Here is a 13,472-nt window from a genome sequence, read left to right on the forward strand (position 1 = left end):
ATGACCAGTGGTCAGCAGGACAGCGGTGCCGAGCCGAGCGCGACGTCGTCGTACCAGAGAGTGTCCTGGTCGCTGCCGTAACTCTCCCAGCCCAGGCGCAGCGTGGCCGGGCGCGGCGCGGTGGCGCGGCGCAGCCACTGGGAGTCGATGTCCTGCGTCGGGGTGCCGTCCACGCGCAGGCCCGCGACCTCCTGGTTGTCCAGGTACGTACGCATCGACTGCTTGGTGGTGTCGATCTCGTAGCGCAGGCAGACCCACCGGTTGACGGGAAGCGGGGTGCTGAGCGCGACGCCCGCCGGGCTCTGCTCGGGCAGGGTGGCGTCGTCGGACTCGCGGTTCCACTGCAGGGCGCCGTTCTGGCCGCCGATGCGCAGGTCGCGGTTGCCGTCATTGGCGTCGGCCATGGTGATCATGCTGACGTGCGTCGCGGGCAGGGCGGTCGTGTGCCGGACCCACATCCTGGCGTAGAGCACCGGGCCGACGCGGGAGACGTCGCGGGTGGTGCCGACGAAGAGGTGGTTGCAGTAGCCCGCGCCCCCGTTGACCCGCAGGGACTTGCCGCCGCTGTGCGCGATCGCGGTGTCGATCACGGCCGTGCCGGTGCCGGCGCAGTTGGGGGTGACGACCTGCCAGTCCCCGGACGGGCTGCCCGTCTGGTCCTCGAACCCGGAGCAGACCGTCGCCCCCGAGCAGCCGGGCGGCACCGTGGGGGTGACCGTGGGGGTGACCGTCGGGGTGACGGTGGGCGTCACGGTGGGTGTCACGGTGGGTGTCACGGTGGGTGTCACGGTGGGTGTCACGGTGGGGGTCTGGCTCGGGGTCGTGGTGCCGTTGCAGGCCACGTCGTTGAGCGTGAAGTCGGTGGGCGCGGGGTTGGCCGCCGACCAGGTGGCCTGCAGGCCGAACTCGGCGCTGCCGCCCGTGGCCAGCGCGCCGTTCCACGCCACGTTGGCCGCCGTCACGACCCGGCCGTTCTGCTCGACCTGCGCGTTCCACGCGCTCGTCACCCGCTGGTCCCCCGCGTACGTCCACCGCAGCCGCCACCCGGTGAGCGCCGTCCCCAGGTTCGTCACCTTCACCTGCGCGGTGAAGCCGGCCTGCCAGGAGTTCACGGTGTAGTCCACTTTGCACCCGGTGTCCGCGGACGCGGGGACGGTCACGGCGGCGATGCCGCCGATCGCCACGGCGACGCAGGCGACGACTGCCCAGAGCCGGGCAGACAGCGTGAGGGGACCGGACATGACATCGCTCGCCTTCGGGGTCCGTATGGGAGCGCTCCCAAACCGTCTCTTGAGAGACGATGTTTCGCGCGATCACGCCGGAGTGTCAACCCCGGGGCTGCCTCCTGCGTACCTGACCAGGGAGTCCACCCCTGAACCTTTCATCCTGACCGCAGGACGTCAGCTCGCGGCGAGGGCGGACAGGATGGAGTCGGCGATGACCCTGTGCCCGGCGGCGTTGGGGTGGTCGCCGTCGGCGGCCAGCAGCGGGGTGTCGTCGTGGGAGCCGTCCCCCTTGAACGGCCCGTAGACGTCGACGTAACGCGCACCCTTCGCGGCGGCCGCCCCAGCGAGGGTCCCGTTCACCGCGCGGGTGAGGGCGTCGCTGTTCGACACGTACGTCGTCCCCTTGGCCCGGGCGCTGTCGCCGTCCAGGAACACGTTCCAGTAGCCGGTTACGACGATCCGGCTGCGCGGCCGGGTCTGCAGCGCGCGAACCTTGCCGAGGATGCCGTCCACGTTGGCGCGCAGCCGCGCGAGGCCGTCCTTGTAGCAGGCCAGCCCCGCACGGGGACCGCAGTCGTCGTCCTCGAGCGAGGCGCTGTCGAAGTCGTTGGCGCCGATGGTGATGATCACCAGGTCGGCCTTCCCGATGGCGCCCGTGGCCGACCCGCTGTCCATCTGGTCGAGCAGCCCCTGCGAGGTGAGCCCCCCGGTGGCCAGGTTGTCGGCGGCGACGCCGGTGCCCTGCCTGGCCGCCAGGGTCTTCCTGACCAGCGAGACGAAGGTGTCGCAGTCGCACGCGGACCCCGCCGGCACCGAGTCGCCCAGCCCCACGACGGAGGTCACCGCCGCCGATCCGGCGTGGGGGGCGGCGACGGCACCCGTGTCACCGGCTCGCGCGTCCCGCGCCACCCTCGCGATAGGGACGGTCTCCAGCGCGACGCTCCAGGCCACGGCGAGGACCACGACCACCGCGACCCCTTTGAACCGCCGTGTCGTGCCGGTATCGCGGCGGCCTGCTCCGTGACGCCCCGGCCCGCCGCCTTCCCACCGCACGCAATCGCCCTCCCGCCTCCGCCTCTCAGCCCCACGTCACCGTAGCGGCCGTCTGCGGCAGCGCGAGCGAGATGCACCAGCTTACGCCGGACACTCCACGCAAAACCCCGTAACCACCATGAGGTCCCCTTAAGCGGGGATATGCGCAGCGATCAGTCGCCCGTCACCGGCCTCCAGAGCACGGCGTGCTGCTGACCGTCGGGGTACATCGCGTTCCCGGCGATCTGGCCGGATGCCCGCACCATCGACACTCGCCCCGCAGACACCCGCCCCACCGACGCCCGCCCTACCGACGCCTGCCCCCCGGACACCCCCCGACACCCGCATCACCGACGCTCGCCCCGCGAACGCTCGCACCACCGGCGGCCGCTCTAGCGCGCCGAGATCACCGCCGCCTCGCCGAGGGGCGCCTCCCCGCCGCCGGCGTCCGGCGGGACGGCACGCTCCACGACTTCACGCTGCCCAACCCCGCCATGGCCCCATGCCGCGCGGGCCACCGTCGCCCGAGGCGATCGCGGATCTTCGGAAAGGAGCGGAGTCCCGCCAGTCACCCCATCGCCTTCAGGACGTCACGCACCCGGCGCAGGTCCCGCATGCGGGCCTCGTACGTCGCCCCGACCACCACGAGCAGCACCCCGCCCACCGCGATCGGCACCCAGCGCGGCACCACGAGGAGCATCTCCGACACGTACGGGGCCAGTTCCCGCACCACGACCCCGGCGAGCACGACGCCTCCGACCACCGTGGGCGCCTGCAGCCGGGACCGGGCTCCGGCGAACAGCACCGCCAGCGCCAGCACGCCGAGCGCCAACGACCGCCGCCATTCCGTGTCCGAGTAGACGACCACCAGGCTGGGCAGCATCGTGAAGGACAGGCCCGCGCCGTAGGCCGCCCAGGACGAGACCGGCGCGCGGCGCCGCCGCAACCAGCCGAATCCCAGCAGCACCAGCGAGCAAGGCACCGTGTACGCCTCGACGACGGTGACCTCGTCCGCCCCCAGCCGCAGCCACGAGGCCAGCAGCAGCAGGGTGGCGCCGGCGTACCTGAGGCCGCTCGCGCCGCCCGCCCGCAGCGACATGAGCAGCACCAGCACTCCGGCCACGGCGAATCCCACGCTGGCCGCGACCAGGACGCGCAGGCCCAGCGAGAACCCCACCGCCACCGCCTCCAGCCCGAGGAACAGCGCGGCGAAGCCCAGTCCCCAGACCCGCAGCTCCTTCAACCTGGCCGCCAGCGCCACGGCGGCGGCCGCCACCGCCAGGATCGGCAGCACGATCAGCGTCGCCGGCTCGCTGCCGAACGCGTACGCCGCCGCGCGTGCCGAGACCGGAGCGGCGACGAGCGCGCACGCCACCGCCCACCAGGGCGCCCGTCCCAGCGTGGCGGCCACCGCGAGCGCGACGGCCAGCACCGCCTGCACCGCCACCGCGGCCGGGTACGGCATCGCGAAGGCTTGGGGAACCACCGCAACCATGAGCGCCCCAGCCACCAGCACCCCGACCGCCAGCACCCGGAACACCAGCACGCCGGACGTCGCGCCCTTCATCGGAGCCGGCCATCCGCCGGTGCCGCGTCCAGCCACCGCCTTCAGCGGCCGCCCACCAGCGGCCTTCACAGCCACCGCCAGAAGGCCGGCCGCCAGCGTGCCCAGCACCGCCACTTCCACCGGGGTGACCTTCTCGAACGGCGGCCACTGCCGTCCGTTCCAGGTGCCGGTCCAGAGCACGTCCAGCCAGGCGAGCGGCGCCACCAGCGTCGCGACGACCCGAGGGAGCACCACCAGCGTGGTCAGCAACGCCACCAGCCCGCCGGTGGCCATGCCCGCCAGTCGTACCCTCCGCCAGGGCAGCCAGGCGGCGGCGAGCACCACCGCGAGCGCGGGAACGAGGTACGCCAGGGGACGCCAGTCCGTCCCGGGGACGCCGAGCACCGGCTGGGCCAGCGCGGCCGGCACGGCGATCAGGGTGAGCGCGGTTCCGACGGTGACCGCGGCCGCCCAGGTCTCCCCCTGGGGTTGAGCCTTGCCCGGCCTGACCAGCAGCCACGTCACGAACCCGCCGAGCAGCGCCAGCGCGACCAGCGGCACCGACCTGACCAGGGCCTGACCGACGGAAGGGGAACCCAGCGCGTCCGGCGCGCCGACCAGCAGCGCAAGGGCCGCGACCCCGCCGCCGGCCACGGCGGCCGTCACCCGCACCGCTCCCCGGCCGTAACGGACCAGGGGGACGTCCAGGGCCGCAGTGGCCACCAGCATGGCCACCAGCCAGGTCGCCGGCAGGTCGCCGGTCAGCAGCGGCAGGACCGGCTGCGCCAGCACCACGGCGACGGGAGCGGGCCCGCGAAGCCGGGTGACCCGGGCATAGGCCACCAGGATGAGCGCGGTGAGCCCGAACACCCCCGCCGTGTACTGCGGCGCGTCGAGTGCGTCGACCCCGAGGAATCCCACCCGTCTGGCCGCGTACCCGTCGAGCAGCAGCAGCACGACCGCGAGCCCGGCCACGGTCTCGGCCGTCGCGGTGAGCCTGCGCCGGATCAGCACGACCGGCGCCAGCATGACCAGCGCGGTGAACGCGACCAGCACGGCCGCGCGCCCGGCCATGCTCATCTGCCCCCAGCTCACCACGGTGAACACCACCGCCGCCACCGTCAGCAGCAGCCCACCGAGGATGAGCAGGACATTCTTCGCAGCACCCGGAGAGACCTCCCGCCCCGGAACCCCGGGCCCCGCGCCTCCAGGCCCGGCCGCCGCCCCCGGGTACGGCGGCATCGCACCCGCATAGGGAGGCACCGCACCCGCATAGGGAGGCACCATCCCCCCGGACCCTGCCCCCGCCATCCCCGCGGGCCCGGCCCCTGCCGCCCCCACGCTCGCCGCCCCCTGACCCGCCGCGCCTGCGCGCAGGATGCCGAGCAGTTCCGTACGGCGGGTCTGCAACCTGGCCTGCTGATCCCTCAGCCCGGCGAGAGCCTGGTCAACCTGCCAGAGCTCGTGCGCGGCGGGCCCCTGCAGCGGCAGCCCACACCCCGGACACCTGGACACCGGCCCCGGGGACCCGGTTCCGGACAACGCCGCACCACAGTCCGGACATTTCATACTTCCACGCACCGATACTCCGTCTGAGCCTGTCGAGATGACCCCTATTTCACCCCGACGCCCTTGCGAACCACTGTCACCGGAACCACGAACGACAACCGGCCGGCGCAAGGGAGTGACATCCGGCCGGAGGCGGTCAGACCGGCCCCGGTCCCTGGCCGCCGCTGCCGCGGAGGATGTCGGCCATCAGCCTGGCGAGCGTCCGCAGCAGGGAGTCCGAGCTGGCCCGCTTGAGCAGCTCGAACTCCACCTTGGTCCCGTCGGCGTCTCGCTGGATCTTGATCGACACCTTGGTCTGCAGGAACGCGATCATGGCGGCGAGCACCACGACGACCGCCGCGGCCGCCTCCACCGACAGCTGGTCGTCGGCGGGTGGATCCTGGGTCAGCGCCCGCGCGACCGGTCCGGCGTCCTCGTCCCGCTGCGCGGCGGCCAGCAGCCGCCGTCCGGCTCCGATCGCCTCCGCGGCGCTACGGGGCAGGGGCGGCGCGTCCTGGGCCGTCCGCGGGTCACCGTCCGCGTAGCCGTCGAGGAGGGCCCGGAGCACCAGCCGTGCTTCGTCCTCGCTGGTCACCTCCAGAGCGGCAGCGGGCCTCTGCAGGTCTTCGGCCAGCTCCTGCAGGATGAGGATGACCGTACGGTCCGCGAGCTCTGTCACGAGATCATCTCCAGTCGCCGATCAGGGCGAGCGCCCCCCAGTGGTAGGGATGGGCTTCCCAGGGGTCGAGCGGGCGTTCGATCATCTCACGCTGCGTGTGCCAGAAGCCACGCCACAGCGGCTCGTCCGGCCGCTGCGCCAGCCTGCGGTAGAACGACTCCAGGAAGCGTCCAGAGCTGGTCCTGTCGACGTTCCACAGGGCCGCGATGACGGCTCCCGCTCCGGCGTAGAGCAGTGACTGCGCGAGGTTGGCCGCTTGCTCGGTCGGGTCGTAGCGGCCGGTGGAGCAGGCGCGCAGGGTGATGAGCCCCATGTCGATCCCGGCTCCGGCGAGGTCACCCACCGTCAGCAGGTGACGGAGCCGCTGGGGCATGGAGAGCGCGGCAGGCTCGCGGCTGGGCCGCTCCCCGTCGTCGGCGAGCAGCAGCCCGGAGTCCAGCGGGTTGACGGCGTCGAAGTGGCCGTGGCAGGTCAGGTGAGCCATACGGCGGGTGCGAAGCGCGTCGAGGACGGCCTGCCGGACGGCGTTCGTGCCACTCAGCTCCTCGACCGCCCAGCCGGCGGCGCGCAGCAGGTCGCCGTCGCGCTCCAGCGCCGCCGGGTCGGGGTCCTCCCGCGCGGCCACGCCCGCGCAGAAGATCGACTGCGGCCGGGGCGCCGCCGTACGCCTGGCGACGAGGTAGCCGAGCGCGCTCGCCGTCGGCACGTACGTCACCGCGTGCCGCTGCCCCAGGCAGGTGCCGTCGGAGAGGGGCAGGGCATGCAGCGGCAGGCCGTGGAGCGGGCCGTCGGGCGAGAGGCAGAGATGCTCGCTGCCGGCGACCTCGGGCAGGAAACCCAGCAGCTTGCCCGCCGTCTCGGCGAGGAAGCCCAGGTCACGCTTCCACGGGCGCCGCGCGGGCAGCGGAGCGAGCGGCGGGAAGTCGTGCGGCGCGCCGTTGAAGGCGCGGTCGAGCGCGGCGGCGGCACGGGCGAGCGTCCCCGCGCCGACCGGGACGCGGGTCACGGACAGCCGTCCCGTACGCGGCGTGTACACGAAGGCGACGGTCACGGCCGAGCCCGCGTGGAAGGAGACCAGCGCGGTGTCGAGGTCGCCGGCCAGTTGCTCGCGCAGGCGTGCCAGCGTGATCGGTTCTGCCCGGCGGAGCAGCGCGTAGCCGGGGGCATGCCGTTCCATCTGGGCCCAGACCTCGGACAGCAGGTCGTCGACGCGACCTTGCCGGCCACGCTTGGTCCATTCATCGACGGGCCGGCCCTGGCCGCGTGGCCGGGCGGCCAGGGCGCGCCGCTCTTCCAGCAGGGCGGCCTCCCGCTCGGCCAGCTCGACCGGAACCCCGGCCGGGACAGGCAGCGGCATTCCGGCCAGCCCGCGCAGAATCCGGCGGGACTTGATCGCCTCGTGCAGGTCGAAGGCGAGCTCGTGAGCGTCGCGCGAGTCGGGCAGACGCGCGGGCGGCAGGTCGTCGCAGAGCAGCGCCACCAGCGCGCCGTCGAGTTCGTCGGAGTCGTCCCACGACGCCGGCCCGTCCTGCGGCCCCGGCGCCTCCGTGGGAGCCGCCGGTTGCGGGGTGCGGGCCGTCCACAGCAGGTCGAAGGCCTCCTGCCGGGCCGGCGGCGAGCCGTCGGCGTCGACGAGGACGCCCGCGAGGAGCAGCGTCATGTGGACCCGCTCCGCCGCGCTGTCCGCCGGGCGGGCGAGCTGTTCCTTGATCGCCGCGACGGCGCCGGCCACGTCGCCGTCCGCCACGAGCAGGTCGGCCCTGGCGCGTACGGCGAACCGTGCCAGCATCGCGTCCTTGCCCGCCTCCGCCAGCTCCAGCGCCTCGCCGACCAGTTCGGCGAAGCGGTCGCGGTGGTGCTCCAGGACGGCAGGGCGCGTGAGGATCTGGATCAGGGCGTCACGGCGGTTGCCCGCCTCCCGCGCGATCTCCAGCCCGCGCAGGAAGCGATCGGCCGCCGTGGCGGAGTCCTCGGCGACGTGTCCGAGGCCGAACCAGGCCAGCGCCAGGCTGAAGCTCGGCTCCTCCTCTCCCAGCAGTTCCACGACGCGGCGGTAGCACCACTCGGCCTCCGCGCCGTTGCCGGCGTCGTACAGGGCCATGGCCAGGTTGTTGAGCGCGGACGGCTCGACGCCAGGATGCTCGCGCGTCCAGTCCAGCACCCGGCGGTTCTCCTGGACGGCCAGACGCACCCGCCCCGCCTTCAGGTGCGAGCCGGCCATGAACGACCAGGCGCGATGGTACAGCTGGTCGTCGTTGGCCGCCTCGGCGAGCTGCCGCGCGTTCGCGTAGCTCTCGAGGCCGGCGTCGTAGTCTCCCGTGTCCTCCTGGAGCAGGCCGTACATGAGATGCATGCGTGCCGCCAGACCCAGCACTCCGGACAGATCGGACGCCATGCCGACCCTGGACGGGTGGAAGCCGGTCGAGGCCAGCGCCTCCTTGGCTTCCTGATACCTGCCCAGGCCGCGCAGGACGGTGGCCAGCTGCAACGAGATCCGTGCGGGCCTGATCGACTCCTCCAGCACCCACACCGGTACGGCGATCGCCCGCCGGTAGGCGTCGACCGCCCCTTCCACGTCGCTCCGGCCGAGCAGCAGGTCGCCCAGGTCTTCGAGGGCGCGGCTCAGCCTGCCGTACCCCTCCGGGCTGCTGTGGAGCGCCACCAGCCGCTCCAGGTGCCGCTCGGCGTGGCCGTACGCGCCGCGCGCGCGGCAGTCGGCGATCCACGTCACGCGCGCGTCGGCGCGGTCGTCCTCGTCTTCGGCCAGGAAGGCGACCGCGATCCGGACCTGCGCGTACTGCGGGATCCAGTCGGGGAAGAACTCACGCCGGTGCCGGGCCAGCACCTCGGGAGGGACCCCGCTGCCGCGCAGGTGAAGGTAGGCGGCGAGCACGCCTTGCCGCTCGTGCGCTGCGGTGTAGAGCGCCGTCGTGGCGGCCTCGTCCAGGTCGAGCTCCGGTTCGGGTTCGGGTTCTGGAAGCCGGCCGTAGCCGACCTTCTCGCGCCTGGACTCGGCGAACTCGGCGAAGAACCTGGCCAGCGCGGCGTGCGCCGGAAGGCCGTCGGACTCGTACCGTTCCGCGGCGGACTCGAGGGTGGCGCGCAGCGCGTCCACGTCGTAGTCCTGGGCGGCGATCAGGAGCCGCTCGGCCTCCTCCACCGTCTCCGTCTCAAAGAGCCATCCGAGGACCCGCTCCTCGCTCGCACCCACCGGCGCCGCCCCTTCCGCTCCGGACCGAACTGCTCGTGCAGGAAAAGAATCATGCGCATGGCGTCCTGGGCCTCTTCGTCGTTCTCCGCCAGCTCGATCGCCCGCACCAGGTGGTCGTTGGCCCTGCCGTACTCGCCGTTGTGCCAGTAGACCTGAGCCACGTTGAAGTGGGTGTCGTGCGTGTCGGAGTCGGCCACCAGGGCGTCGGCCAGCGCCACGCCCTCCGCCCAGTCCTCCCGCGCGATCGCCACGGCCCAGCAGCGCGTTGCGGTACGAGAGGATCCTGGGGAAGGCGCGGGCGAAGGTGCGCAGGTCGTCGCGGGCCGCGTCGGCCTGCGGCCCCTGGCCCATGGCGTCCTCGGTCAGCCTGGTGATCTGCTGCTTCCACAGCTCGTACCGCTCGGCCGCGCTCTCCTCGTCCGGCGGCCGCATCGCCTCCAGCAGCGGAGAGTGCGGCGCGACCCGCTCAAGCCTGTGCAGCGCCTCGCGCAGCGCCTCATGATCGCGGTCCTGCCAGACCGCTCTCACCAGCAGCTCCAGCGTGGCGGCGTCCTCGCCGTCCACGTCGCACGCCTGACGGAGCACGTCGGCGGCCTCACGTGCGGTCGCCGACCCCCCGTGATCGGCCGAGACCAGCTCCAGGAGCGCGGCGCCCAGCCGGCGCCGATCGCCCGGACCGGCCAGGCCGCGCTCGACGCGCTCGCGTAACATCGCCGCCCGCAACGTCACCAGCCGGGCCTGCTCCCGCCGCGTCTCCGCCCACTCTCTGAGCTCCCAGAGCCGGTGCTGCACGAACTCGTGCTCGTGCGGCTCCTGCGCGTGCTCCAGCGCCTCTTCCAGCACGGTGAGGGCCATGTACGGCTGGCGGAGTTCGAGATGGCACCGGCAGAGGTTCAGCCAGGCCGGGATCAACTCAGGATGGTCGGCGACGACGGCACGCAGGCGATCGACCGCCTGCCCGAGCTCGCCCGTGGCCGCCAGCGCCACAGCGTGGAGATTGCGCGCGTCCCGGTCGCCCGTCGAGGCCCGCTCCTCGATCTGCGCCATGTGCCGGCCGGCGAGGCCCTTGGGCGCGGTCATCAGGTCGTCGAGCAGCTGGAGACCCTCTTCGTCCGCGCCCAACGTCCACGGGAAATCCATCAGAGTCTCCAGAGGGAACCGTCGTCTTCAGGCGACAGGGGAATCGGGAACGGGAGGGCCGCCAAGGCCCGAGCGTGCCTGGACCTGTCAGGTCCGCGGGTCACAGATGTCCTTCCGCGTTTGTCGGTGCCGGGCGATACCGTGGTGGTCTCGTTACCGAGCGTGGGAGGTCGGGTGTGCGCAGGTCGTTCACGTTCCTGCTGCGCCCCACCAGCAAGCAGGCCGCCGCACTCGCGCAGTGCCTGGAAGATCACCGGGAGCTGTACAACGCGGCCCTCGAACACCGCCGTACGGCCTACCGCAAAGCCGGGGTGGCGGTGCGTTACGGGGAGCAGTCGGCGGAGCTGAAGCACATCCGCGCCGACGACCCCGGCGGTCAGGGCCGGTGGTCGTTCTCCTCCCAGCAGGCCACGCTGCGCAGGCTGGACAAGGCCTACCGGGCGTTCTTCGACCGCGTCAAAGCAGGCCGCACGCCAGGCTTCCCGCGTTTCAAAGGGCGGGGCCGGTTCGACACCGTCGAGTGGCCCAAGGACGGCGACGGCTGCCGGCGGCACTCCCAACCCGAGCACCCGACCGCGACCTACGTGCGGTTGCAGAGCGTCGGGCAGGTGCGGGTCCACCAGCACCGCCGAGTGCTCGGCATCGTCAAGACGATCAGCGTCAAGCGGGAAGGCGCCCGCTGGTTCGTCGTGCTGTCGTGTGATGAGGTGCCCGCACACCCCCTTCCCGCCACGGGCGCGGTCGCGGGTGTTGACGTGGGTGTCGCCTGGCTGGCCACGACCAGCGACGGCGACCAGCGCCACCTCGCCGCCTGCGCGAGCCGTCTGGCAGCGGCCCAGCGGAAGCTCGCCGGTAAGAAACGAGGATCCAAGCGGCGCAGGAAGGCCGTCGCGCGGGTGGCGGCCCTGCATGCCAAGGTGCGGCGGCAACGCCTTGACTCGGCGCACAAGGCCGCGCTTGCGCTGGTTCGCGGCTATGACGTGATCGTGCATGAAGCGCTGAAAGTGGCGGGCATGACCCGGCGTGCCGCGCCGAAACCGGACGGCGAAGGCGGCTACCTGGCCAACGGCCAGTCGGCTAAATCGGGGCTGAACAAGAGCATTCTCGACGCGGGCTGGTCGGCGTTCCTGACGATCCTGTCGCACAAGGCTGAAAGCGCCGGTCGACAGCTGATCGCGGTGAATCCGGCCAACACCTCCCGTACCTGCTCGCGCTGCGGGCACTGCGCGAAGGACAACCGTGTCACCCAGGCCGTCTTCCGATGTACGGCGTGCGGGCACGAGGCGCACGCCGACGTGAACGCGGCGATCAACATCTTGAGGGCAGGGCTTGCCCTTCGCGAGGCTGCGCGAGCGGCTTAACGAGAAGCCGCTCCCTTCAGGGAGTGGAGGAGTCACGCAGACCTCCGCCCGGTCGAGGCCGCTGTCGACCGGACGGTAACACAGCGCCGCGGCCGCTGGGCGGGTTGTCGTAACGTTCCACATGGTGACGGTGGCGGCGCTATGAAGAGGCAGACCGTCGCCTTGATCGGCTCCACTGTCTCCAGCGGATCACGATCCCACCCCGGGTGAGACCGCTTGATCGACGCGCGCCGCCGGATCCGACCCCCGGTCGAGGGCCCGGGTGGTGATCAGGCACGCGAACGCCGCGAGGGCGAGCGCCGTACGGATGAGGTGCAGGTTGAACCACCGCCGGCGGCTCTCCTGCCGGTCGGCGGGCAGCTGATCGGGGTTCCAGGCGTCCGCGATCCGGTTGAGAGGTTCCAGAGCTGTCAGGGTGAGGATCACCAGGATCAGGGCGGCCGAGTTGATGCCGAAGAGCAGCCATCCGCGGCGCCACGACAGGACCGAAACAAGGGCCATCGCCACGATGCCGGCCAAGCGGGAGTTGATGATCAGGAAGGGCTGCGCCGACACCACGATGGCTGAAGTGGCACGCGAGGCGGGCGTGGCCGTCCAGACGCTGTACACGTCCGCCCCGGCGGCAAACCCGCCCTGGCCAAGCTCGTCCACGACATCACGCTGGCGGGGAAGCCCGGCCCCTGCCGCAGAGCGACCGCCCCGAGGTCCAGGCGATCATCGACGAGCCGGACCCCGCGCGCAAGCTGGCCCTGTACGCCGCCATGGCCACCGCGATCCTTCGGCGCATCAAGCCCGTACACCGCGTCCTGCGCGCGACGGCCGCCGCGTCCCCGACCGGCGCGGGGCTCCAGGACCTCCTGGCCGACATCGAACGCGAGCGGCTGACGGGCAGCCGCGGACCGGCCGAACACCTGCACGCTCTCGGCGCGTTGCGCCCGGGCCTCGCTCCGGCCAAGGCCGCCGAGCACGTTCGTCCCCGGAGCGCTGCAATCGGGTGTCGCGAATCGCCAGACACCACAGAGCATCGCCACGGCGGCGGGCCGGCGGGGATCGCCGGCGGGGGTGTTCGTCACTCCTCCACCACCGCCGGTCCCGCCGGAGCCACCGCCGCCGGAGCCTCACCCCCCCGGGGATCGCCACCCTCCACCGTCCGGGAGGTCCTCAAGCGGGAAGGTCATGATTGGCCACCCGAGCGGACGTCCACCACATGCTCCGGCCTCCCGCGGACGCCGCTCCACGGACGGCCGCGTCAGGCGGGGCGCCGCTGCCCTCCAGGCGGGTGGTGATCGCGATCCGGTTGTGCGCGTTGATCACTGTCGCGGCCCAGATCAGCGCCGCCAGCTGCGTCTCCTCGAACTCCCTCGCCGCCTCGGCGTACACCTCGTTCGGGACCTGTCCCGCGAAGACGAGGGTGATCGCCTCGGTCAGCGACAGCGCGGCCCGCTCCCCGCTGGTGAAGAGCTTGCTGTTGCGCCAGGCCCGCAACTCCCGGATGCGCTCCTCTCCTTCCCCCATGGCCCGCGCGTCCTGGGTGTGCCGGTCGAGTGAGAGGGAACAGCCGTTGATCTGGGACGCGCGGATCTTGATCAGCTGGAGCAGCCCCGGCGCGATGTCCGCCGCCTGCGCCGCGGCCAGAGCGGCCTCCTGCAGGGCGCTCATCGCGCTGGAGACTTCGGGGGTCACGTTCTTGATCGCAATCCGCGGGGCAATCGTGGCTACAGACATGTCG

At 72.6% G+C, this 13,472-nt stretch carries 9 protein-coding genes; 2 read left to right on the forward strand and 7 right to left on the reverse strand.

Annotated elements, in window-relative coordinates; genetic code table 11:
• Window positions 1–11: 11 nt before the first annotated feature.
• The 5 genes from HD596_RS48510 to HD596_RS48530 all read right to left on the reverse strand — a co-directional run bounded on the left by HD596_RS48510 (window position 12) and on the right by HD596_RS48530 (window position 10,382).
• Window positions 12–1,241 carry a cellulose-binding domain-containing protein gene (locus tag HD596_RS48510; RefSeq protein ID WP_185076089.1) on the reverse strand — a complete coding sequence of 410 codons (1,230 nt, stop codon included), beginning with the start codon at window positions 1,239–1,241 and terminating at the stop codon, window positions 12–14.
• A gap of 159 nt (window positions 1,242–1,400) precedes the next feature.
• Window positions 1,401–2,195 (reverse strand): SGNH/GDSL hydrolase family protein, encoded by a 795-nt coding sequence (locus tag HD596_RS48515; protein WP_185076090.1) that lies wholly within the window; start codon window positions 2,193–2,195, stop codon window positions 1,401–1,403.
• A 631-nt stretch (window positions 2,196–2,826) separates the two neighbouring features.
• Window positions 2,827–5,346, reverse strand: coding sequence for an SCO7613 C-terminal domain-containing membrane protein (locus tag HD596_RS48520; RefSeq protein WP_185076091.1), 2,520 nt, complete (start codon window positions 5,344–5,346; stop codon window positions 2,827–2,829).
• Window positions 5,347–5,509: 163 nt separating this feature from the next.
• The gene (locus HD596_RS48525; RefSeq protein WP_185076092.1) at window positions 5,510–6,031 is read right to left on the reverse strand and encodes a hypothetical protein; all 522 of its coding nucleotides are present in this window, start codon (window positions 6,029–6,031) and stop codon (window positions 5,510–5,512) included.
• A 4-nt stretch (window positions 6,032–6,035) separates the two neighbouring features.
• A complete protein-coding gene (locus HD596_RS48530; protein ID WP_185076093.1) occupies window positions 6,036–10,382 on the reverse strand; it encodes a CHAT domain-containing tetratricopeptide repeat protein in 4,347 nt (1,448 codons plus the stop codon).
• 176 nt (window positions 10,383–10,558) lie between these two features.
• Here HD596_RS48530 and HD596_RS48535 point away from each other — a divergent pair, with 176 nt between their 5' ends.
• The gene (locus HD596_RS48535; RefSeq protein ID WP_185076094.1) at window positions 10,559–11,743 is read left to right on the forward strand and encodes an RNA-guided endonuclease InsQ/TnpB family protein; all 1,185 of its coding nucleotides are present in this window, start codon (window positions 10,559–10,561) and stop codon (window positions 11,741–11,743) included.
• Between the two features lie 189 nt (window positions 11,744–11,932).
• Here HD596_RS48535 and HD596_RS48540 read toward each other — a convergent pair whose 3' ends face one another.
• A complete protein-coding gene (locus tag HD596_RS48540) occupies window positions 11,933–12,394 on the reverse strand; it encodes an anthrone oxygenase family protein (protein ID WP_313046451.1) in 462 nt (153 codons plus the stop codon).
• On the opposite strand from HD596_RS48540, the gene HD596_RS48545 reads away from it, so the two are divergent.
• Window positions 12,303–12,923 (forward strand): hypothetical protein, encoded by a 621-nt coding sequence (locus tag HD596_RS48545; RefSeq protein ID WP_246558249.1) that lies wholly within the window; start codon window positions 12,303–12,305, stop codon window positions 12,921–12,923. The two genes, HD596_RS48540 and HD596_RS48545, sit on opposite strands and share 92 nt — an antisense overlap.
• On the opposite strand, the gene HD596_RS48550 is transcribed toward HD596_RS48545, so the two are convergent.
• Complete coding sequence (locus HD596_RS48550; RefSeq protein WP_313046453.1) at window positions 12,905–13,426, reverse strand: carboxymuconolactone decarboxylase family protein; 522 nt, start codon at window positions 13,424–13,426, stop codon at window positions 12,905–12,907. The genes HD596_RS48545 and HD596_RS48550 overlap by 19 nt on opposite strands.
• Window positions 13,427–13,472 lie beyond the last annotated feature (46 nt).

Source organism: Nonomuraea jabiensis (assembly GCF_014204795.1).
Lineage (GTDB): Bacteria > Actinomycetota > Actinomycetes > Streptosporangiales > Streptosporangiaceae > Nonomuraea > Nonomuraea jabiensis.

Coding starts and splice junctions, on each gene's coding strand:
- HD596_RS48510 (WP_185076089.1), bottom strand. CDS start 1,241: ATGTCCGGTCCCCTCACGCTGTCTGCCCGGCTCTGGGCAGTCGTCGCC.
- HD596_RS48530 (WP_185076093.1), bottom strand. CDS start 10,382: ATGGATTTCCCGTGGACGTTGGGCGCGGACGAAGAGGGTCTCCAGCTG.
- HD596_RS48545 (WP_246558249.1), top strand. CDS start 12,303: ATGGCTGAAGTGGCACGCGAGGCGGGCGTGGCCGTCCAGACGCTGTAC.